We start from the raw sequence: 19,681 nt of genomic DNA on the forward strand, positions 1-19,681 counted from the left end.
TGCGTGACGCCCCCTCAGAACAGCCGCAGCTTGTCGTCCTCGATGCCCCGCAGGGCGTCGTAGTCCAGCACCTGGCAGCCGATGCCGCGGTCCGTGGCGAGCACGCGGGCCTGCGGCTTGATCTCCTGGGCGGCGAACACGCCGCGCACCGGGGCGAGATGCGGGTCGCGGTTCAGCAGTTCCAGGTAGCGCGTGAGCTGTTCCACGCCGTCGATCTCGCCGCGCCGCTTGATCTCGACGGCGACGGTCCCGCCCTGGGCGTCCCGGCACAGGATGTCGACGGGGCCGATGGCGGTCATGTACTCGCGGCGGATGAGCGTGTAGCCCTCGCCCAGGGTCTCGATGCGGTCGGCGAGCAGCTCCTGGAGGTGTGCTTCCACGCCGTCCTTGATCAGGCCGGGATCGACGCCCAGTTCGTGCGAGGAGTCGTGGAGGATCTCCTCCATCGTGATGATGAGCTTCTCGCCCGCCTTGTTGACGACGGTCCAGACACCCTCCTCCTCGCCCGCGCCCTCCTTCAGGGTGCAGGGCGGCGACATCCAGTTGAGGGGCTTGTAGGCCCGGTCGTCGGCGTGGATCGAGACGCTGCCGTCCGCCTTGACCAGGATCAGCCGGGGGGCCGAGGGCAGGTGGGCGGTGAGCCGTCCGGCGTAGTCGACGGAACAGCGGGCGATGACGAGACGCATGGTCGGCAACGCTACTCGACGCGCCCGGCCCGACGCGATTCGCCCGTGCCCCGGCGACCCGCGGCACCCCCGCGCGCTGTCCCACTTCTCCCATTGGCCCCGTTGTGCCCACTGGCCGATTGTGGGCCTACCGGATGGTGTCCATCTGGGCATTCTCCTGGTGCCGTCACGATCGGATGCTTACGGTATTGAACGGGAGGTCGCGAACTGTGTACGCAGCGTGTTCGGAATCGCGTACTCCCTTTACTGTCCGGCAACCCCTGCTGGTCGGGGGTGCGAGAGGAGAACCCATGTCGCTCGACGTCTCACCGGCCCTACTCGAACAGGCCGAGCGAGGCGAGGTCGACGAAGCAGACTTCGTCGACTGCGTCCGGACCTCCCTGCCCTACGCATGGGAGATGATCAGCTCCCTGGTGGCACAGCTGAAGGTCGACGGCGGAGCCTTCGCCGACAACCAGACGCCCCCGCCGGACGAGCAGGCGCGCGGCCAGCTCCTGCGTGCGCTCGCGAGTGACGCCATACGCGGTGCTCTGCAGCGGCACTTCGGTGTGCGGCTCGCCTTCCAGAACTGCCACCGGGTGGCGGTGTTCCCGTTGGACTCCTCCGTCGACGAGACGCTGACCAAGTTCACCTCGGTGCGCAGCCAGTTGCTGAACCAGTCGCCGGAACTGCGCGACTGCTGAGGCACTCCGGAGCGCCCGCTTGCCGCTCCGTACGCGCAAGGTGCAGTTCTTGTGCCGGAGCGGCAAGCTCGCGCCCGTCGGCTCAGCGGAGCTGGGGGAGCACCTCGGTCCCGAGCCGCCGTACGTTCTCCTCGGTCGCCGCGAGGTCTCCCGAGCCCTCGACGAGGAGCGCGAAGCGGGAGATGCCGGTGCGCTCGCCGGTCGCCGCGAGCCGGTCCGCGCACAGCCGGGGCGTGCCCACCGGATGCAGCCCGCAGAGCAGTTCGGTGTACGCGTGCGGGTCGCGCATCCGCCGCTCCCGGCCGTCCACCGTGACATGGGCGCCCAGCCCCTGCCGCAGCCAGCCCGGCATCGCCTTGAGCAGCGTCTCCGCCGCGTCCGGGCGCCGGTCCGCGATCTGGCAGACGCCGGCCGAGACGTGGGCCGCGCCGTGGATCTCCGCCGCCGTCCGCCCGGCGGCGCGGGCGTGGCGGCGCCACAGGGCGACCATCTCCGCCTTCTCCTCGTCCCCGACGTGCATCCCGAGGAGCATCGGCAGCCCCCGCTCGGCCGCCATGCGCACGCTCGACGGCGAGGTGCAGGCGACGACGACCTCCGGGCCCGGCTCCTCGGAGAGGGACTCCGACGGCCGCGGCACGACCGGCACCTCGCGGAAGCGGTAGCGGTCCCCCGAGGCGCCGACGGCCGGTTCGCGCAGCCAGCGCAGCAGCAGGTCGAGCGACTCCGGAAAACCCTCCTCGTAGGCCTCCAGCCCCGCGCCGAACACCTCCAGGTCCACCCACGGGCCGCCGCGGCCGACGCCCAGCGAGAAGCGGCCGCCGCTCGTGACGTGCAGCAGCGCCGCCTGCTCGCCGAGCGCCACGGGGTGGACGGTGGGCAGCACGCTGACCGCGGTGCCGACCCGCAGGCGCCGGGTGCGGCCCAGCAGCAGCGCGGCCAGGGTCACGGCCGACGGACACGTGCCGTACGGCACGAAGTGGTGTTCGGCCAGCCAGGCCGTGTCGAGCCCGGCCTCCTCGGCGACCTCGGCCGAGCGGACCGCGCGGTGCAGCGCTTCCCCCTGGCCCTGGCCCGGGAACTGGGCTCCCAACACGAAACTTCCTACGCGCATTGCCTTTTCCTGCTTCCTCGGCCCCGACGCGGAGCTCCCCCACAGGGCATAACCGCCTGACACGTGCCGAGGACACGGCCGGACGGAGGACTTTGCGGATTGTCTGCAGAATCGGCCGCGGCGGGACGGCCGCCGGGGCCCGCACGGAAGGGGTGTGTGCCGCGTAGGCTGGATGCCGCCCTGCTTCCTGTATAGCTCCGTGAGGTGTCCTGTGTCCCCGCGTCGCAACCGACCCAAGGGAGCCGGTTCCTCCGGCCACAGCGCCGAGGCGGACGGCTCCGGCCGCTACGGCGGATGGCAGTCCTCGGAGAACTGGCAGGGCGAGGACTGGAGCGTCCGGCACGTGGCGGGCGCGAGCGCGCAGGGGAAGTCGTACCGCTGCCCGGGGTGCGACCAGCTCATTCCGGACGGCGTCCCGCACGTGGTGGCCTGGCCCGCGCACGCGGGCGTCGACGACCGCCGGCACTGGCACAAGGCGTGCTGGAACGCGAAGGACCGCCGCACCACCCGGGTGCAGCGGTCCCGTAACGCGCCGAGGTTCTGAAGCCGCCGGCTCTCCTACACGTCCCGCTTCTCCAGCAGCGCGTAGGCGGCGGCGAAGGCGACCGCGGTCACGCCGAGCACGATCCACAGCGGGTCCCAGCCCGAGGGCCCGGAATCGGAGAGCGAGTTGGCGTAGAAAATGCTCATCTGGTTCGGGATCGAGTACTCGAACAGCGCCTGCTGCACGTCCTTGAGCGACTCCGAGAACATGAACAGCGCGATCACCAGCGGGGCGAGCAGGAGGCCGATCATGAGGGTGATGGCGCCCGCCGAGTGCCGGATGATCGAGCCCACGGCCAGCGAGAGCAGCCCGAGCAGCGCGATGTAGAGCGAGACGCCGACGGTGCCCTTCAGCCACTCCGTGCCGGTGGGATCACCGGCGCCGTTGCCCTCCAGCAGGGACACGTGGAACAGCCCGACCACCGTCGCGGACACCAGGGTCACCACGAAGGCGACCAGGAAGAACACGATGCCCTTGGCCGCCAGCACCCGGCCGCGGCTGGGGCAGGCCGTCATGGTCGTGCGGATCATGCCCGTGCCGTACTCCGACGCGGTGGTGAGCACGCCGAGCGTGATCACGCAGATGCTGCCGAGCAGCAGGCCGAAGAAGCCGAGGCTCAGCGCGCTCTCGCCGGCCAGGTCGGAGTCCGAGCTCGCCACCACGGCGCCGGTCAGCAGCCCGATGCCGAGGACCAGCAGGACGAACACGCCCAGCGTCCACATCGTGGAGCGCACCGACCTGATCTTCGTCCACTCGGAGGCCAGCGCGTGCACGAGGGTCGTGCGCACCACCGGGATCGGCGAGGTGTAGGTCGGGTACGGCGAACCGGGCGCCGCCTGCCAGTCGGGCGCGGCCTGCTGCGTCGGGGGCTGGGGGGTGCTCATCGGGCGTCCTCGGGCTTGGTCGGGTCGGTGACGGGCGCGGAGGCGGGCGCCGGGGCGGTGGCGGGCGGTGCGGCGGCGGCGGGCGGCTGGGGCGTCTGCGGCGCAGCCGCCGGCGCCTGCGGCAGGTGCTGCGGGGCCTGCTGGGCCGCGTACGGGTTGGCCGGCTGACCGCCCGGTACCGTGCCGGGCGCCGCCGGGGCGCCGTACGGGCCCGCCGGGGCCTGGCCCGGTGCGCCCTGCGGCGCGGCGAAGGGCTGACCGCCCTGCTGGGGCGGCGGCGGGGCGTACCACCCGGGCTGGCCCTGCCCCGGCACCGGCATCGGCGGCTGCGCGCCGGGCGGCAGGGGCTGCTGGAGGCCGGCCTTCTGGTCGGCGGTCGAGCGGTAGTCCACGGCGCCCTGCGTCATCCGCATGTACGCCTCCTCCAGCGAGGCCTGGTGCGGCGACAGCTCCCACAGCCGTACGTCGGCGCCGTGCGCGATGTCGCTGATCCGGGGGAGGGGGAGGCCGGTCACCCGCAGCGCGCCGTCCTGCTCGGGCAGCACGTGGCCGCCCGCCTCGGTCAGCGCGGAGGTCAGCTTCTCCCGCAGCTGCGGCTCGCTGTCCGGCGTCCGCACGCGGGCGAAGTCGGCGGAGTTGGCCGAGATGAACTCCGTCACGCTCATGTCGGCGAGCAGCTGGCCGCGCCCGATGACGATCAGGTGGTCGGCGGTCAGCGCCATCTCGCTCATCAGGTGCGAGGAGACGAAGACGGTGCGGCCCTCCGCCGCGAGCGCCTTCATCAGGTTGCGCACCCAGTGGATGCCCTCCGGGTCGAGGCCGTTGACCGGCTCGTCGAAGAGCAGCACCTGGGGGTCGCCGAGCAGCGCGGCGGCGATGCCGAGCCGCTGGCCCATGCCGAGGGAGAAGCCCTTGGAACGCCGCCGGGCCACGTCCTGGAGGCCCACCACGCCGAGCACCTCGTCCACCCGGCGGGCCGGGATGCCGGAGAGCTGGGCGAGGCTCAGCAGGTGGTTGCGGGCGGCCCGGCCGCCGTGCACCGCCTTGGCGTCCAGCAGAGCACCGACCTGGCGCGCCGCGTTGGGCAGTTTGCGGTACGGGTGACCGCCGATCGTGACGTGCCCCGCGGTGGGGTTGTCCAGGCCCAGGATCATCCGCATCGTCGTCGACTTGCCCGAGCCGTTGGGCCCGAGGAAGCCGGTGACGGCACCGGGCCGCACCTGGAAGGAGAGGTTGTACACGGCGGTCTTGTCGCCGTATCGCTTGGTCAGGCCGACAGCCTCGATCATGCTCCGCACCCATCGGAAGGTTCAGGGACAGCAGGGCACACGCCCCCGTAAGGGTTAGGAGGATATCCAGGCGCTGACGGTTCCGTTCAAGCCCGGGCAAAATCCGGACCGGCCCGAAGGCGGCCGGTCCGCCTCCTAGGCGTCCCGGTGCCTCAGCACCGCGTACCCGCCGACGAGTGCCGCGATCACCCACAGTGCCATGATCCCGAGCCCGCCCCACGGTCCGTACGGCACGTTGTCGTCGACCGGCGTGACCACCTGCATGATCCGGCTGCCGGCCTGGTCGGGCAGGAACCGGCCGACCTTCCGGGTCGCGGGGACGTTGCCCAGGATGTTGGAGATCAGGAAGAAGAACGGCATCAGGATGCCCAGCGACAGCATGGGGGAGCGCAGCATCGCCGCGACACCCATCGAGAACATCGCGATGAGGGTCATGTAGAGGCCGCCGCCGAACACCGCGCGCAGGACGCCCGGGTCGCCGATCGACGCCCGCAGGTCGCCCAGCATCGCCTGCCCTAGGAAGAAGGTGGCGAAGCTGGTGACCATGCCCACGACCAGGGCCAGCGCGGTCGCCACCGCGACCTTGCCGAACAGGAAGGTGCCGCGCCGCGGCACGGCCGCCAGCGAGGTGCGGATCATGCCGGAACTGTACTCGTTGCCCACGACCAGGACGCCGAACACGATCATCGCGAGCTGGCCGAGGCTCGTGCCGGCGAAGCTGATGAAGGTCGGGTCGAAGGAGAGCTGGTCCCGCCGGCTCATGTCGCTGAACTGGCTCTTGGTCAGGGCCGAGATCAGCATGCCGAGGGCGATGGTGACGACCACGGCCAGGCCCAGCGTCCACACCGTCGACGCCACCGACCGGATCTTGGTCCACTCGGACCGCAGGACCTGTGTCGCCGCCATGCTCAACCCCTCTTCCAGTCGCTGCCCCACTGCTGCCGCGGCGGCTGCCCCGGGGGCTGTTGCTGCTGCGGCGGCACCGCGCCGGGCTGCTGCCCGTCGTGCGCGTGGTACTCCACGGACTCGGCGGTCAACTGCATGAACGCCTCCTCCAGCGAGGCCCGCTGCGGGCTCAGCTCGTGCAGCACGATCTGCTGCCGCGCCGCCAGCTCGCCGACCGCCTCCGACTTGTCGCCGTCCACCTCCAGGACCCCGTCGCCCGCCTCGGCGACCGCGACCCCGGCACCGTGCAGCGCGTCGAGCAACTGCTCGCGCTGCGGGGTGCGGATCCGGACGTAGCTGCGTGAGTTCTCCGCGATGAACTGGGCCATCGAGGTGTCCGCCAGCAGCCTGCCCTGGCCGATGACCACCAGGTGGTCGGCGGTCAGCGCCATCTCGCTCATCAGGTGGGAGGAGACGAAGACCGTACGGCCCTGGGAGGCCAGGGTCTTCATCAGGTTGCGGATCCAGTGGATGCCCTCGGGATCGAGGCCGTTGACCGGCTCGTCGAACATCAGGATCCGCGGGTCGCCCAGGAGCGCGGCGGCGATGCCGAGCCGCTGGCCCATGCCGAGGGAGAAGCCCTTGGTCTTCTTCCGGGCGACCGCCGACAGCCCGACCGTGTCCAGCACCTCGCGCACCCGGCTCGCCGGGATGCCGTTGCTCTGCGCGAGGCACAGCAGGTGGTTGTAGGCGCTGCGCCCGCCGTGCCAGGCCTTCGCCTCCAGGAGCGCGCCGATGTACGTCAGCGGGTCCTTCAGCTCGTCGTAGTGCCTGCCGTCGATCCGCACGTCCCCGGCGGTGGGCCGGTCCAGGCCGAGCACCATCCGCATGGTGGTCGACTTGCCCGCGCCGTTGGGGCCGAGGAAGCCCGTGATGATGCCGGGTCTGACGGTGAAGGAGAGGTTGTTGACCGCCACCTTCTCGCCGTACCGCTTGGTCAGCCCCTCGAGCTCGATCATGGCGCCCACGCTAGAACGGGACGAGGCCCGCTGCCACCCCAGTGACAACGGGCCTCGCTCTTCTTCGTACATATGCGGCAGGCGCACGCCCTCGCGCGGGCGCCGGCCGCGTCAGCGGGACTGCTGGGCGGGCACCCCGCGGGAGACCGACTCGTCCTCGACCGCCGGGGCGGCGGCCACCGCGGCACCGGTGAGCGACGCCAGCATCTCGCGCACGTTGGTGAGCTGCGCGTTGATGGAGTCGCGGCGGTTGGTGAGGGCGGCCAGCTCGCGCTCGGACTCCGAACGGATCCGGTCGGCCTTGGCGTTGGCGTCGGCCACGATGTCCTCGGACTGGCGCTGCGCCGTCTCCACGGTCTGGCGGGCCCGGCGCTCGGCGTCCGTGCGCAGCTTCTCCGCCTCCAGGCGGAGCTGCTCCGCGCGGTGCTCGATCTCCGCGAGCCGCTTCTCGGCCTTGGCCTGACGGGAGGCCAGGTCGCGCTCGGACTGCTCGCGGCGCTTGGCGAGGTTCGTCTCGAAGTCGGCGGCGGCCTGCGCGGCCTTCGCGCGGGTCTCCTCGAAGAGCGCGTCCGCCTCGTCGCGCTTGGACTGCGCGTCCTTCTGCGCCTCGGAACGCAGCTGGGAGGCGTCGCCCTTGGCCTTCTCGACGATCCGGACGCCCTCGTCCTCGGCCTTGGCCTTGCGCTCGGCGGCGTACGACTCCGCGTCGTTGCGCACCTGCTGGGCGGCCGACTCGGCGAGCTCGCGGTGCTGCTCCGCCGCGCGCCGGGCCTCCTCGCGCAGGTCCTTCGCCTCTTCCTCGGCGAGCCGCAGGATCTTCTCGACCCGGGCACCGAGACCGGCGTACGACGGCTCGGCGTCGTTGACCTGGGCCTGGGCGTTCTGGGTCTCGAGGTGGAGTTCCTCGATGCGCTTTTCCAGAGCGGTGATGCGGGAGTGAGCGCTGTCACGGTCGGAGACGAGCTTGGCGATGTAGTCGTCCACCTGAGCGCGGTCGTACCCACGCCGCACGTGCTCGAAGCCGTAGGGGGAAGTGTCGCTCATGGGGTTCCTGTCGAAAGAGACCGGGTGAGGTGATAGAGGGAATCCTAGGCGCCAATGCGGTGTGTCATCGAGCGGATGCACGTTTGATACGGAGAATGACACCTCTTTTGAGTGGCTGACCCATGGATGGCTTGCCAAAGCTCCGGGCAGTGGTCCCGACGGGACCCGGCCAAAGATCTCCAGCAGACACCCAAATCCCCTCGAATGCTAGCCGTCTGACGACTTGCCACCCGAACGTGGGGCGCCCACCGTCGCTCCGGCCTTCACCCCGTTGTCCTTCGCGCCCCCGGGCGCCTCGAACGACTCCAGCGCCTCCAGGACGTCCTGCACCCGGGAGATCTCCGCGTTGATGTCCTCGCGGCGCCGGACCAGCACCTCCAGCTCGCGCTTGCCCTCGTCGACCGTGCGCCGGGCCTCGCGGACCGCCTCGGCCTTCAGCTCCTCGGCCTCGCGGACCAGGGTGGCCTTCTTCTGCTCGGCCTCCTTGAGCAGCCCCTCGGCCTTCTTGACGGCGGCGATGCGCACCTTGCCGGCCTCGGAGTTGGCCTCCGACACCAGCTCCTTCGCCTTCGCCTCCGCCTTGGCGAGCTGCTCCTCGGCGGCCTTGATGAGCGCGTCGCAGCGGTCGCCGGCCGACTTCATGGTCTCGGCGGCCTCGCGACGGGCCCGCTCGTGCAGCTCCTCGATCTCGGAGGTGAGCCGCTCGCGCAGCTCCTCCGCACGCTCCCTTATGGCGGTCGCGTCCCGGCGGGCGCCGACCAGCAGCTCGTCGGCGTCCGTACGGGCCTTCTCCACCCGGGTGTTGCCCTCGACCGTCGCCTCCTGGACGATCCGGTCGGCCTCCGCGCGGGCCGCGCCGACCATCGTGTCGGCCTGCGACTCGGCGTCCGCGGTGGTCTTCTGGGCCTGCTGCTGCGCCTCGGTGAGCAGCTTGTCGGCCTCCGCCGCGGTCTCCGTGATGAGGGTGTCGACCTGCTCGGCCGCCTCCGAACGCCGCTTGTTGGCGTCCTTGCGGGCCTCGTCGAGGGTCCGCTCGGCCTCCTCGCGCGCGGCCGTGGTGACCCGCTCCGCCTCCGCGGCCGCCTCGGCCCTGACCCGCTCCGCCTCGGCGCGGATCCGCTGCGCGTGCTGCTGGGCGGAGCCGACCGTGTCGGCGGCCTCGGCCCGCAGCCGCTCCGCCTCCCCGGTGGCCTCCGAGACCACCTGCTCGGCCCGGGCGCCCGCCTCGGCGCGGACCCGCTCGGCCTCGTCCGCCGCCTCGGTGGTGACGCGCTCCGCCTCGGCGAGGGTCTCCGTGCGGAGCCGGTCGGTCTCGGCCGCCGTCTCCGTGGTCAGCCGCTCCGCCTCGGAACGCGCCTCGGTGATCAGGGTGTCCGCCTGCGTCGCCGCGTCGGACCGGATGCGGTTGGCGTCCTCGCGGGCGTCCGCCCGGGTGCGCGAGGCGGACTGCTCCGCCTCGGCGATGGCGTCGGAGGCCTCCGTGCGCACCCGCTGGGCGTGCTCGTTGACGTCCGTGCGGATCCGTTCGGCCTCCGCGACGGCCTCGGACACCGTCCGCTCGGCCAGCGCCTTGGCCGCCTCCGTCTCCTCCTGCGCCTCGCGCCGCAGACGCCCGGCGTCCTCGCTCGCCCGCTCCCGCTCCGCGTAGGCGTCGGCGCGGACCCGGTCCGCCTCCTCCTGGGCCTCCTGCCGGGTGCGCTCGGCCGCGTGCTCGGCGGCGCTGCGCAGCCCGGCGATCTCCTCCTGGGCCTGCTCGTGCAGCCCCGCGACGGACTCCCGGACCTGCTGCGCGTGCTGTTCGGCGGCGGACACCATCTCGGTGGCGCGCCGGTCGGCCTCCTCGACCAGCCGGACCGCCTCGGCCTGCGCCTCCTCCACGCGGTTGCGCGCCGAGGCCAGCAGCTCCTCGCTCTGCTCGCGGGCCTGCTTGCGCTCCTGGTCGGCCTCCTGCCGGGCCGAGCCGAGCAGCTCCTCCGCCTCGCGGCGGCGCCGGGCGGCCTCCTCCTGGGCGGCGGCCAGCGCCTCCGAGGCCTCCGCGGCGAGGCGCTCGGCGGCGCTCTGCGCCTCCGCCCGCACCCGGTCGGCGCTCTCCTGCGCCTCCGACTTCAGCCGCTCCGCCTCGCTCGCCGCCTCCGAACGCAGCCGTACGGCGACGGCCTCGCCCTCCGCGCGGGAGGCGGACGCGTCCGCCGCGGCCTCGGTGCGCAGCCGCTCGGCCTCCGTCTCGGCCTGCTGCTGGAGCATACGGATGCGCTCCGCGGCCTCCGCGCGCAGCCGCTCGCTCTCCTCGGCGGCCTCGCGGCGGATCCGCTCGCCCTCCTCGCGGGCCTCGCTGAGCGCCTCCTCGGCGGCGGTGCGGCGCTCCTCGGCCTCGGTGTGCAGCCGCGTCAGCTCCTCGGCGGCCTCCGCCTGCCGGGCCTCGACGGCGCGCTCGGTCTCCTCGCGCAGCTCGCGGGCGGCCCGCTCGGCCTCCGCCTGCAGCTCCTCCACCCGCTCGGCGGCCTCCGCGCGGTGGCGCTCGGCCTCCGCGCGGGTGCGCTCCAGGGTCTCCTCGGCCTGCCGGCGCAGCGTCGTCGCCCGCTCGATGGCCTCGGTGCGGACCTTCTCGCTGTCCGCCGTCGCGGTCTGCCGCAGCTCGTCCGCGTCCGCCTTGGCCTTGGCGAGCAGCTCCTCGGCGGTCTTGGCCGCCTCCTCGATCTGCGCCACGGCCTCCTTGCGGGCCTCGGCGCGGATCTTCTCGCCCTCTTCGACCGCGTCGGCCCGCAGCTGCTCGGCCTCGCCGCGCAGCCGGCGCGCCTCCTCCTGCAGCTCGACCGTCTTGGCGCGGTACTCCTTGGTGTCGTCCTTGGCCGCACCCTTGAGCTGCTCGGCGATGTCGTGCGCCTCGCCGCGCAGCCGGTCCGCCTCGGCCTCTGCCTCGGAGCGGATCCGCTCGGCCTCCTCGGTGGCGGCCTTCGTGGTGCGCTTGGCGTCCTCCGACGCCTTGTTCAGCACGTCCTCGGCGGTCTTGGCCGCCTTGGAGAGCTGGGTGGCCGACTCCTCGGCGGTGATCGTACGGGCCTTCTCGACGGCCTCGGCGAGGATCCGCTCGGCCTCGGCCCGGGCGTCGGCGACGACCTGCTCGGCCTCGGACCGGGTGTTCTCGGCGTCCTTGGTGGCCTCGCCCACCAGCCGGGCGACCTGCTCCTTGGCGGTGCGGGTGCGCTGCTCGTTGGTCGCCTCGGCGCTCGACAGCGCCTTGGCCGCGGCCTCCTCGGCCTCGGTGACCACCTTCTCGGCCTCGGCCTGCGCCTTGCGCAGCGCCTCCTCGGCCTCGGCCATGCGCCGCTCGGCGGCCCGGCTCAGCTCCTGGGCCTCGCGGCGGGCGGACTCCGACTCGCTGGCGGTGGAGCTGCGCAACCGCTCCGCGTGGTCGGTGGCCTCCTGCGCCTGCGTGGAGGCGGCGTTCAGCAGCCGCTCCGCGTCGGTGCGGGCCCGGCGCAGGATCTGCTCGGCCTCCGCGCGGGCGCTCTCCGCCTCGCTGCGCAGCCGCTGACGGGCCTCGGCGGTCAGCCGCTCGGCCTCCGCGCGGGCCGCGCTCATGGCCTGCTCGGCCTCCGCGCGGGACTCGTCGAGCAGCCGGCGGGCCTGCTGCTCGGTGCGGGCGCGCAGCTGCTCCGCCCACGCCACGTTCTCGTTGACGTGCGACTCGACGGTCTGCCGGCGCTCGGCCAGCTCCTGGTCGAGCTGCTGGCGGCGGGTCACCGCCTCCTGGTGCAGCTCGGCCTGGAGACGGGCGGCCTGCTCGGCGTGCTCCTGGAGGATCCGCTGCGTCTGCGCGCGGGCCTGGCTCAGCTCCCGCTCCGCGTCCGCGCGGAGCTGGTCGGCCTGCGTCTGCGCGTTGCGCAGCAACTGCTCGGCCTGGTACCCGATGTCGCCGCCGTCGAAGGCGGGCCGGGACATGATGGTGCGCCGCGCCTCGTGCAGCTTGGCGCGCAGCACCTCGACCTGGTAGCCGAGGTCCTCGGCGTGCTGGATCGCCTTTTCCCGCTCGGTCTTCAGCCGCTTCATCTCGGCCTCGAACCGAGAGAGGTGGTCGACGTCAGCCGCCGGCTCTCGCTCCTGGCTCTCGTAGCCCCGCACTGCGCGGTCCCATCCGTCCCCTGGTCGCAAATCTTCCCGAACGAGCTCCGTCCGTACGCCGGACGGTGCCCCCGGGGAATGGTGTCAGATCAACGGCGGAGCATGTGCTGCTGCCCCGTCGCCGACCCCCCGAAACACGACCCCGGCGGTCCCGGCGCCCAAGACGACAGGACCGGGTCACCCTGGACTGAGCGGCGACCGCAGCCAACCCTACCGGCCCCTATGTACGAGGGTCAGTGCTCAGGTGACTCAACAGGCGCCGAAGTGACCAGTTCTGTCAGGACGCCATGGCAGTCCTTGGGGTGGAGGAAGGTGATCCGCGACCCCATCGAACCGCGCCGGGGCTCGTCGTACAGAACGCGCACGCCCTTGTCCCGGATGTCCGCGGCGTCCGCGTCCACGTCGGCCGTGCCGAACGCGATGTGGTGGACGCCCTCGCCGTTCTTCGCGAGCCACTTGCCGACCGCGGAGTCCTCGCGGGTCGGCTCCAGGAGCTGGAGGTAGGAGGCGCCGCCGTCCGAGGTGCCGTTGATCCTGAGCATGGCCTCCCGGACCCCCTGCTCCTCGTTGACCTCGGTGTGGAACACCTCGAAGCCGTACGTGGCACGGTAGAACTCGACGGTGGTGTCCAGGTCGCGGCAGGCGATTCCGATGTGGTCGATTCGCGTCAGCATGGATTCAGTGCAGCGCTCCCCGGGCGGTTACGCAACGTGCGCGCGATCACACCGACCGCCGGGTGACGGGCGGCATACCGCTCAGTACATTCAAGTAAACCCTCGTTCACTCCGCGGCCTGTGCGGGCCGGAAAAGGGGATCGCAGCCCATGTCTTCTGCAGCTTCTGGAACGTCCTCCGGTACGAACGGCACGACGTCCGTCGTCGTCGCGGGTGCGCGCACCCCGATGGGGCGGCTGCTCGGCTCCCTGAAGTCCTTCTCCGGGGCCGACCTCGGCGGCTTCGCGATCAAGGCCGCCCTCGACCGCGCGGGGATCGGCGGCGACCAGGTCCAGTACGTGATCATGGGGCAGGTGCTCCAGGCCGGCGCCGGGCAGATCCCGGCCCGCCAGGCCGCCGTCAAGGCCGGCATCCCGATGAGCGTCCCGGCGCTCACGATCAACAAGGTCTGCCTCTCCGGCCTCGACGCCATCGCACTCGCCGACCAGCTCATTCGCGCGGGTGAATTCGACGTGGTCGTCGCCGGCGGCCAGGAGTCCATGACCAATGCCCCGCACCTGCTCCCCAAGTCCCGCGAGGGCTACAAGTACGGCGCGATCGAGATGATCGACGCCATGGCGTACGACGGTCTGACCGACTCCTTCGAGAACATCGCCATGGGCGAGTCCACGGAGAAGCACAACACCCGGCTCGGCATCGGGCGCGCCGCCCAGGACGAGATCGCCGCCCTGTCCCACCAGCGCGCCGCCGCCGCCCAGAAGAACGGGGTCTTCGACGCCGAGATCACCCCGGTCGAGATCCCGCAGCGCAAGGGCGACCCGGTGCTGTTCAGCAAGGACGAGGGCATCCGCGGCGACACCACCGCCGAGTCGCTGGCCAGGCTCCGCCCGGCCTTCGCCAAGGACGGCACGATCACCGCCGGCTCCTCCTCGCAGATCTCCGACGGCGCGGCGGCCGTGGTCGTCATGAGCCGGGCCAAGGCCGAGGAACTGGGCCTGGAGTGGATCGCGGAGATCGGCGCGCACGGCAACGTCGCGGGCCCCGACAACTCTTTGCAGTCGCAGCCGTCGAACGCCATCCGGCACGCCCTGAAGAAGGAGGGCCTGACCGTCGGCGACCTGGACCTCATCGAGATCAACGAGGCGTTCGCGGCCGTCGCCGTCCAGTCAATGAAGGACCTCGGTGTTTCCACCGAAAAGGTGAACGTCAACGGCGGTGCCATCGCCCTCGGTCACCCGATCGGCATGTCCGGCGCCCGTCTGGTGCTGCACCTGGCGCTGGAACTGAAGCGGCGCGGCGGCGGCGTCGGCGCGGCGGCGCTGTGCGGCGGCGGCGGTCAGGGCGACGCGCTGATCGTGCGGGTCCCCGGGGCCTGACCCCAGAGTCACGAGTTTTCACCGAGCGGAGCTGAACGGAGCTGTGATGCAGGACGTCTCCTCACTGGTGGCCCAGGCCCGAGAAGGCCGGCCGCGGGCCGTGGCCCGGCTGATCTCCCTCGTGGAGGGGGCGTCCCCGCAGCTCAGGGAGGTCATGGAGGCCCTCGCGCCGCTCACGGGCAACGCGTACGTCGTCGGCCTGACCGGCTCGCCGGGCGTCGGCAAGTCGACGTCCACCTCGGCGCTGGTGACGGCCTACCGCAAGCAGGGCAGGCGGGTCGGCGTCCTCGCCGTCGACCCGTCCTCGCCCTTCTCCGGCGGCGCGCTGCTCGGCGACCGGGTGCGGATGTCGGAGCACGCCTCCGACCCGGGCGTCTACATCCGCTCGATGGCGACCCGCGGCCACCTCGGCGGCCTCGCCTGGGCCGCGCCGCAGGCGATCCGCGTGCTCGACGCGGCCGGGTGCGACGTGGTCCTCGTCGAGACGGTGGGCGTGGGCCAGTCGGAGGTCGAGATCGCCTCCCAGGCCGACACCTCCGTCGTCCTGCTCGCCCCCGGGATGGGCGACGGCATCCAGGCCGCCAAGGCCGGAATCCTGGAGATCGGCGACGTCTACGTCGTCAACAAGGCGGACCGGGACGGTGCCGACGCCACCGCCCGCGAGCTGAACCACATGCTGGGCCTCGGCGAGGCGCGCGCCGCCGGCGACTGGCGCCCGCCCATCGTCAAGACCGTCGCCGCACGCGGCGAGGGCGTCGACGAGGTCGTCGAGGCGCTGGAGAAGCACCGCGCGTGGATGGAGGAGCGGGACGTCCTCGCCGAACGGCGCCGTGCCCGTGCGGCCCGCGAGGTGGAGACGATCGCCGTCACGACGCTGCGGGAGCGCATCGGCGACCTGCACGGCGACCGGCGCCTGGGCGCCCTCGCGGAGCGCATCGTCGCCGGGGAACTGGACCCGTACCGGGCGGCGGACGAACTGGTGGCGGGGCTGACACGGGGCTGACGCGGGCCGAGCGGGCGGGGCCGGTGAACGGCCTCGCCGGAAAATCCTCCCGGAGGGGAGATTCCACGGGCTAAGGTGACGCGCATGTTCCTCCTCTTGGCATAGGGCCCGCCCCGCACGCGACCGCCGTGTCCGGCCGTCGCGCGCATCGGCGTCCCCTCGTTGCCTTCCCGTTGAGGAACCCTTCGCGTGTCCACGCCCCTGCCGCGGCCCTCGTACGCCGCCGTGCTCCGTGTCCCCCATGCCCGCCGCACGTTCGCGGCCGCCCTCGTCGGGCGGCTGTCCTACGGCACGGTCTCCCTCGCCCTGATGCTCTCCCTGACCCGGTCCACCGGGTCGTACGCCGTGGCCGGTCTGGTCATGGCGCTCTTCGGCGCCATGGGCGTTCTCCTGTCCCCCTACCGGGCCACCCTCGTCGACCGGCACGGTCCGCGCAGGGCGCTCCTGCCCATGGCCCTGCTGTACGCGGCGCTGCTCTGCGTGCTGGCGGCGGCCTGCCGGCGGCCGGGCACGCCCGAGGCCGTCCTCGCGGTGCTCGCCGCGCTCGCGGGCGCCTGCCCGCCCCCGCTCGGCCCCACGATGCGCGCGGTGTGGGCGGAACTGCTGCCCGACCGCGCCCTGCTCCAGCGCGCCTACAGCCTGGACGGCGTCGCCGAGGAACTGCTCTTCGTCTCCGGCCCGCTGCTGGTCGGCGCCGTCGTCGCCGTCGCCCCGCCGACCGCCGGCGTCGTGCTCAGCGCGGTGCTGGTGGCGGTCGGCACCCTCGCCTTCGTCACCTCCGCGACGACCGCCGCGCTGCGTCCGGCGGGGCGGGAGAAGGGCGAGGACGCCGTACCCGGGGGCGGGGCCACCGGGCAGGCCCGCGCCCTGCTGCAGCCGGTCGTCGTCGCGGCGGGCGTCGGCGTCTCGGTGAGCGCCGTCGACCTCCTCGTCGTCGCCTACGCGGGGGAGCGCGGCCTCGGGGACGGCGCCGTCGCCTGGGTGCTCGCGGCACTGTCCGTGGGCAGCGCGGTCGGCGGTCTCGCCAACGGCGCCGTCGCCTGGACGTCCCCCACCCGCGCCCGGCTCCCGTTCTTCGCGGCCGGACTCGGCCTCTGCCTCGCCGCCGCGGGCCTCGCCCCCGGTCTCGGCACGCTGCTCCCGGCCGTCATGTGCGCGGGCCTGTTCGTCGCCCCGGCGCTGACCACCGCCTACCTCATCGCCGACGAGAGCGCGGCGCCCGGGTTCCGGGTCCGGGCGGGCACGTGGTGCAACACCGCGGTCAACGCCGGGAGTTCGGCCGGGGCAGCCGCCGTGGGGCTGTTGGTGGAGCGGCTGCCCCTGCCGGTGTGCTTCGCCCTTTCCGGCGCGGTCGCCGCGGCGGCGGCCCTGGTGCCGGGGCCGGTCAGTCGTCGTCGGAGCCGTGCGCGTCGTGCGCGTCGTCCGCGTCCTCCCCGTCACGAGAGTCGTGCCGGTCGTGCGAGCGGTCGGCCGTGACCTTGCCCGTCCTCGCGTCGACCCGCCACTCCCGCTCGCCCTTGCCGGAGGCGTACGTCTCGACCTCCCAGGCGGGCCTGCCGTCGCCGTAGTGACCGTCCTCGTCCAGCTCGACCGAGGTCACGGTCCCGTGTCCCGCCGCGGCGCGCGCGGCCGCGGCGGCGTCGACGGAGGTGCCCTTGAGCGCCGCGCGCACCTCGGCGGTGTCGTCCTCGTCGTCGTCCCGCTCCGAGCCGAGGACCTTGCCGGTGACCGCGTCGACCTGGACGTCGTGCCAGGTGCCGTCGCCCGCGAGGACGTCGACCTCCCAGGCCGCGCGCTCCCGGCGGTCGTCGGCGTCGCCGCGGTCGCCGTCGTCGTCGTCCTCGTCGTCCAGCTCGGCGGAGACGGCGGTGCCCGGGGTGTCCGCCAGCGCGGCGGCGAGGGCGTCGGCCGCCGTGACCTCCGCCGAGGCGGCGCGGGCCCCGTCCTCGCGGTCGTCGTCGCGGTCGTCGGCCTCGTCCCGTACGCCGCCGTCGTCCGGCACGCTCACGTCCGCGCGGGGCGCGGTGCCCCGCCCGTCGTCCCCCGTCGTCGCCAGAGCCGTCGCCGTACCGCCTCCGGCCAGCGCGGCGGCGGCCAGGGCGGCGATCACGATCTTGCGCTTCATGCGGTTCCCTCCGAGTCGTCGGACATCGTCCACAGTCCAGTGGTTCCAGTGGTTCTCGACGTACTCACTGTCGGTGGCCGACGCTGAGGCCGAGCTGAAGCCGCCTGAAGCGATCTTCAGCTGCGCTTTGCCACTCTTGACGCATGCGCCTGTTGATCGTGGAGGACGAGAAGCGCCTCGCCGTGTCGCTCGCCAAGGGCCTCACCGCCGAGGGATACGCCGTGGACGTCGTCCACGACGGCCTGGAGGGACTGCACCGGGCCGGCGAGGGCGTCTACGACCTCGTCATCCTCGACATCATGCTGCCCGGCCTCAACGGCTACCGGGTCTGCGCCGCCCTGCGCGCCGCCGGGCACGACGTACCGATCCTGATGCTCACCGCCAAGGACGGCGAGTACGACGAGGCCGAGGGCCTGGACACGGGCGCCGACGACTACCTCACCAAGCCCTTCTCGTACGTCGTCCTCGTCGCCCGTGTGAAGGCCCTGCTGCGGCGGCGGGGCGCCGGGGCCTCGCCCGTCCACGTCCACGGCGACCTCAGGGTCGACACCGCGGCCCGCCGGGTGTTCCTCGGCGAGGACGAGGTCACCCTCACCGCCAAGGAGTTCGCGGTCCTGGAGCAGCTCGTGGTGCGGGCCGGGCAGGTGGTCTCCAAGGCGGAGATCCTGGAGCACGTCTGGGACTTCGCCTACGACGGCGACCCCAACATCGTCGAGGTGTACGTCAGCGCGCTCAGGCGCAAGCTGCGCGCCGGGCTCATCCGCACCGTGCGCGGCGCCGGCTACCGGCTGGACACCGGCCGGTGAGCCGCCTCTTCGGCTCCGTGCGGGCCCGCGCCACGCTGGCCGCGACCCTCGTGGTCGCCGTCGCACTCGTCGCGGCCGGCACCGCCGTGCTGCTGTCCCTGCGCTCCAACCTGCTCGGCGAGGCGGGCACCCAGGCCGAGCGCTCGGCGCGGGACGTGGCGACCTCGCTGGCCGTCGGAACGCGGTACCCGGAACTGAACCTGGACGACGACGAACGCCCCGTGCAGGTCGTCGACGAGGCGGGCACCCTGGTCGCCGCCACCGAGGACCTGGACCGGATCACCGGCACCGGCGTCGACGCGGTGAGACCCGTGCACGGCACCGCGGACGACACCGACGACGGCAACCCGGACGACGACGACACCGACGCGTCGCTGGAGGCGGGGGAGATCGGCGAGCCGGCCACCGTCGGCGACGGCACCGCGACCATCGACGGCGACACGGAGGACTACCGCTTCGTCGCCGTCCCCGTGGAGACCCGCGCCGGCGACCGGCTCACCGTCTACGCCGGTGCCCCGCTCTCGGCCGAACACGGCGCCGTGAACACCGCGCTCACGGTGATGCTGATCGGCTTCCCGCTGCTGCTCGCGGTCGTCGCATGGGTGACCTGGCTGGTCACCCGGCGCGCGCTGCGCCCGGTGGAGGGCATCCGGCGGGAGATGGCCGCGATCACCGCCAGTGAGGACCTGGCCCGCCGCGTCCCGGTGCCCGGCACCCACGACGAGGTGGCCCGGCTCGCCTCGACCACCAACGAGACGCTGGCCGCGCTGGAGTCCTCGGTGGAGCGCCAGCGCCGGTTCGTCGCCGACGCCTCGCACGAGCTGCGCAGCCCGATCGCCTCGCTGCGCACCCAGCTGGAGGTGGCCGCCGCCCACCCCGAACTGCTGGATCTCGACGGCGCCGTGGAGGACACCGTGCGGCTCCAGCGGCTCGCCGCCGACCTGCTGCTGCTGGCCAGGCTGGACGCGGGGGAGCGGCCCGCCGACGGCCGGGTCGACCTGGCCGCCCTCGCGCGGGAGGCCGCCGGGGGACGGGCGGGGGTGAGTGTGCGGGTCGGCGACGAGGGCCCGGTGGGCGTGGCCGGATCGCGGGGGCAGCTGGGGCGGGTGCTGGCCAATCTGCTGGACAACGCCCAGCGGCACGCGCGCTCGGCGGTGGAGGTGTCCGTGCGCCGGGACGGGGACGTGGCGGTGGTCGCCGTGGCCGACGACGGCGAGGGGGTGCCGGCCGCCGACCGGGAGCGGATCTTCGAGCGCTTCGTGCGGCTCGACGCGGCCCGCAGCCGCGACGACGGCGGGGCCGGTCTCGGGCTGGCCATCGCCCGCGACGTCGCCGTACGCCACGGCGGCACGCTCACGGTGCACGACGCGCCGGCAGGCGGCGCCCTGTTCGAGCTCCGCCTGCCGGGTGCCCGTGCCTGAGCGGGCTCA

At 73.2% G+C, this 19,681-nt stretch carries 17 protein-coding genes; 7 read left to right on the plus strand and 10 right to left on the minus strand.

Annotated elements, in window-relative coordinates; translation table 11 throughout:
* Positions 1-14 precede the first annotated feature (14 nt).
* The gene (nucS, locus tag Sdi02f_RS11360) at positions 15-686 is read right to left on the minus strand and encodes an endonuclease NucS (RefSeq protein WP_030402716.1); all 672 of its coding nucleotides are present in this window, start codon (positions 684-686) and stop codon (positions 15-17) included.
* Positions 687-976: 290 nt separating this feature from the next.
* Between nucS and Sdi02f_RS11365 the strand changes: the two genes are divergently transcribed.
* Positions 977-1,369 (plus strand): SCO5389 family protein, encoded by a 393-nt coding sequence (locus Sdi02f_RS11365; RefSeq protein WP_030402715.1) that lies wholly within the window; start codon positions 977-979, stop codon positions 1,367-1,369.
* Positions 1,370-1,451: 82 nt separating this feature from the next.
* Here Sdi02f_RS11365 and Sdi02f_RS11370 read toward each other — a convergent pair whose 3' ends face one another.
* Positions 1,452-2,480, minus strand: a complete 1,029-nt coding sequence (locus tag Sdi02f_RS11370) for an LLM class flavin-dependent oxidoreductase (RefSeq protein ID WP_030402714.1) — start codon at positions 2,478-2,480, stop codon at positions 1,452-1,454.
* Between the two features lie 211 nt (positions 2,481-2,691).
* On the opposite strand from Sdi02f_RS11370, the gene Sdi02f_RS11375 reads away from it, so the two are divergent.
* On the plus strand, positions 2,692-3,024 hold the full coding sequence (locus Sdi02f_RS11375) for an Rv1322 family protein (protein ID WP_030402713.1): 333 nt from the start codon (positions 2,692-2,694) through the stop codon (positions 3,022-3,024).
* Positions 3,025-3,038: 14 nt separating this feature from the next.
* On the opposite strand, the gene Sdi02f_RS11380 is transcribed toward Sdi02f_RS11375, so the two are convergent.
* The 7 genes from Sdi02f_RS11380 to mce form a co-directional block, all read right to left on the minus strand.
* Positions 3,039-3,908, minus strand: coding sequence for an ABC transporter permease (locus Sdi02f_RS11380; protein ID WP_031082762.1), 870 nt, complete (start codon positions 3,906-3,908; stop codon positions 3,039-3,041).
* On the minus strand, positions 3,905-5,197 hold the full coding sequence (locus Sdi02f_RS11385) for an ABC transporter ATP-binding protein (protein WP_031184741.1): 1,293 nt from the start codon (positions 5,195-5,197) through the stop codon (positions 3,905-3,907). The genes Sdi02f_RS11380 and Sdi02f_RS11385 overlap by 4 nt, the downstream gene beginning before the upstream one ends.
* 135 nt (positions 5,198-5,332) lie before the next feature.
* Positions 5,333-6,103 carry an ABC transporter permease gene (locus Sdi02f_RS11390; protein ID WP_030402710.1) on the minus strand — a complete coding sequence of 257 codons (771 nt, stop codon included), beginning with the start codon at positions 6,101-6,103 and terminating at the stop codon, positions 5,333-5,335.
* A gap of 2 nt (positions 6,104-6,105) precedes the next feature.
* Positions 6,106-7,101, minus strand: coding sequence for an ABC transporter ATP-binding protein (locus Sdi02f_RS11395; RefSeq protein WP_030402709.1), 996 nt, complete (start codon positions 7,099-7,101; stop codon positions 6,106-6,108).
* Positions 7,102-7,212: 111 nt separating this feature from the next.
* Positions 7,213-8,145, minus strand: a complete 933-nt coding sequence (locus tag Sdi02f_RS11400; RefSeq protein WP_030402708.1) for a coiled-coil domain-containing protein — start codon at positions 8,143-8,145, stop codon at positions 7,213-7,215.
* Between the two features lie 207 nt (positions 8,146-8,352).
* Complete coding sequence (gene scy / locus Sdi02f_RS11405) at positions 8,353-12,267, minus strand: polarized growth protein Scy (RefSeq protein ID WP_108933193.1); 3,915 nt, start codon at positions 12,265-12,267, stop codon at positions 8,353-8,355.
* Positions 12,268-12,500: 233 nt separating this feature from the next.
* Positions 12,501-12,941: a methylmalonyl-CoA epimerase gene (mce, locus tag Sdi02f_RS11410; protein ID WP_030402706.1), complete on the minus strand. Its 441-nt coding sequence runs from the start codon at positions 12,939-12,941 to the stop codon at positions 12,501-12,503.
* Between the two features lie 149 nt (positions 12,942-13,090).
* On the opposite strand from mce, the gene Sdi02f_RS11415 reads away from it, so the two are divergent.
* The 3 genes from Sdi02f_RS11415 to Sdi02f_RS11425 all read left to right on the plus strand — a co-directional run bounded on the left by Sdi02f_RS11415 (position 13,091) and on the right by Sdi02f_RS11425 (position 16,796).
* Entirely contained in the window at positions 13,091-14,317 is a 1,227-nt protein-coding gene (locus Sdi02f_RS11415; protein WP_063788206.1) for an acetyl-CoA C-acetyltransferase, read from the plus strand.
* Positions 14,318-14,363: 46 nt separating this feature from the next.
* Positions 14,364-15,320, plus strand: a complete 957-nt coding sequence (gene meaB / locus Sdi02f_RS11420) for a methylmalonyl Co-A mutase-associated GTPase MeaB (RefSeq protein WP_030402704.1) — start codon at positions 14,364-14,366, stop codon at positions 15,318-15,320.
* A 189-nt stretch (positions 15,321-15,509) separates the two neighbouring features.
* The gene (locus Sdi02f_RS11425) at positions 15,510-16,796 is read left to right on the plus strand and encodes an MFS transporter (protein WP_108933194.1); all 1,287 of its coding nucleotides are present in this window, start codon (positions 15,510-15,512) and stop codon (positions 16,794-16,796) included.
* On the opposite strand, the gene Sdi02f_RS11430 is transcribed toward Sdi02f_RS11425, so the two are convergent.
* Entirely contained in the window at positions 16,705-17,445 is a 741-nt protein-coding gene (locus tag Sdi02f_RS11430; RefSeq protein WP_108933195.1) for a PepSY domain-containing protein, read from the minus strand. The genes Sdi02f_RS11425 and Sdi02f_RS11430 overlap by 92 nt on opposite strands.
* 143 nt (positions 17,446-17,588) lie before the next feature.
* Between Sdi02f_RS11430 and Sdi02f_RS11435 the strand changes: the two genes are divergently transcribed.
* Positions 17,589-18,251, plus strand: a complete 663-nt coding sequence (locus tag Sdi02f_RS11435) for a response regulator transcription factor (RefSeq protein ID WP_053637560.1) — start codon at positions 17,589-17,591, stop codon at positions 18,249-18,251.
* Positions 18,248-19,672, plus strand: a complete 1,425-nt coding sequence (locus Sdi02f_RS11440; protein WP_030402700.1) for a sensor histidine kinase — start codon at positions 18,248-18,250, stop codon at positions 19,670-19,672. The genes Sdi02f_RS11435 and Sdi02f_RS11440 overlap by 4 nt, the downstream gene beginning before the upstream one ends.
* Positions 19,673-19,681 lie beyond the last annotated feature (9 nt).

It is taken from the genome of Streptomyces ardesiacus, assembly GCF_003112575.1.
Classification (GTDB): domain Bacteria; phylum Actinomycetota; class Actinomycetes; order Streptomycetales; family Streptomycetaceae; genus Streptomyces; species Streptomyces ardesiacus.

Coding starts and splice junctions, on each gene's coding strand:
- nucS (WP_030402716.1), bottom strand. CDS start 686: ATGCGTCTCGTCATCGCCCGCTGTTCCGTCGACTACGCCGGACGGCTC.
- Sdi02f_RS11365 (WP_030402715.1), top strand. CDS start 977: ATGTCGCTCGACGTCTCACCGGCCCTACTCGAACAGGCCGAGCGAGGC.
- Sdi02f_RS11370 (WP_030402714.1), bottom strand. CDS start 2,480: ATGCGCGTAGGAAGTTTCGTGTTGGGAGCCCAGTTCCCGGGCCAGGGC.
- Sdi02f_RS11380 (WP_031082762.1), bottom strand. CDS start 3,908: ATGAGCACCCCCCAGCCCCCGACGCAGCAGGCCGCGCCCGACTGGCAG.
- Sdi02f_RS11385 (WP_031184741.1), bottom strand. CDS start 5,197: ATGATCGAGGCTGTCGGCCTGACCAAGCGATACGGCGACAAGACCGCC.
- Sdi02f_RS11390 (WP_030402710.1), bottom strand. CDS start 6,103: ATGGCGGCGACACAGGTCCTGCGGTCCGAGTGGACCAAGATCCGGTCG.
- Sdi02f_RS11395 (WP_030402709.1), bottom strand. CDS start 7,101: ATGATCGAGCTCGAGGGGCTGACCAAGCGGTACGGCGAGAAGGTGGCG.
- Sdi02f_RS11400 (WP_030402708.1), bottom strand. CDS start 8,145: ATGAGCGACACTTCCCCCTACGGCTTCGAGCACGTGCGGCGTGGGTAC.
- mce (WP_030402706.1), bottom strand. CDS start 12,941: ATGCTGACGCGAATCGACCACATCGGAATCGCCTGCCGCGACCTGGAC.
- Sdi02f_RS11415 (WP_063788206.1), top strand. CDS start 13,091: ATGTCTTCTGCAGCTTCTGGAACGTCCTCCGGTACGAACGGCACGACG.
- meaB (WP_030402704.1), top strand. CDS start 14,364: ATGCAGGACGTCTCCTCACTGGTGGCCCAGGCCCGAGAAGGCCGGCCG.
- Sdi02f_RS11430 (WP_108933195.1), bottom strand. CDS start 17,445: ATGAAGCGCAAGATCGTGATCGCCGCCCTGGCCGCCGCCGCGCTGGCC.
- Sdi02f_RS11435 (WP_053637560.1), top strand. CDS start 17,589: ATGCGCCTGTTGATCGTGGAGGACGAGAAGCGCCTCGCCGTGTCGCTC.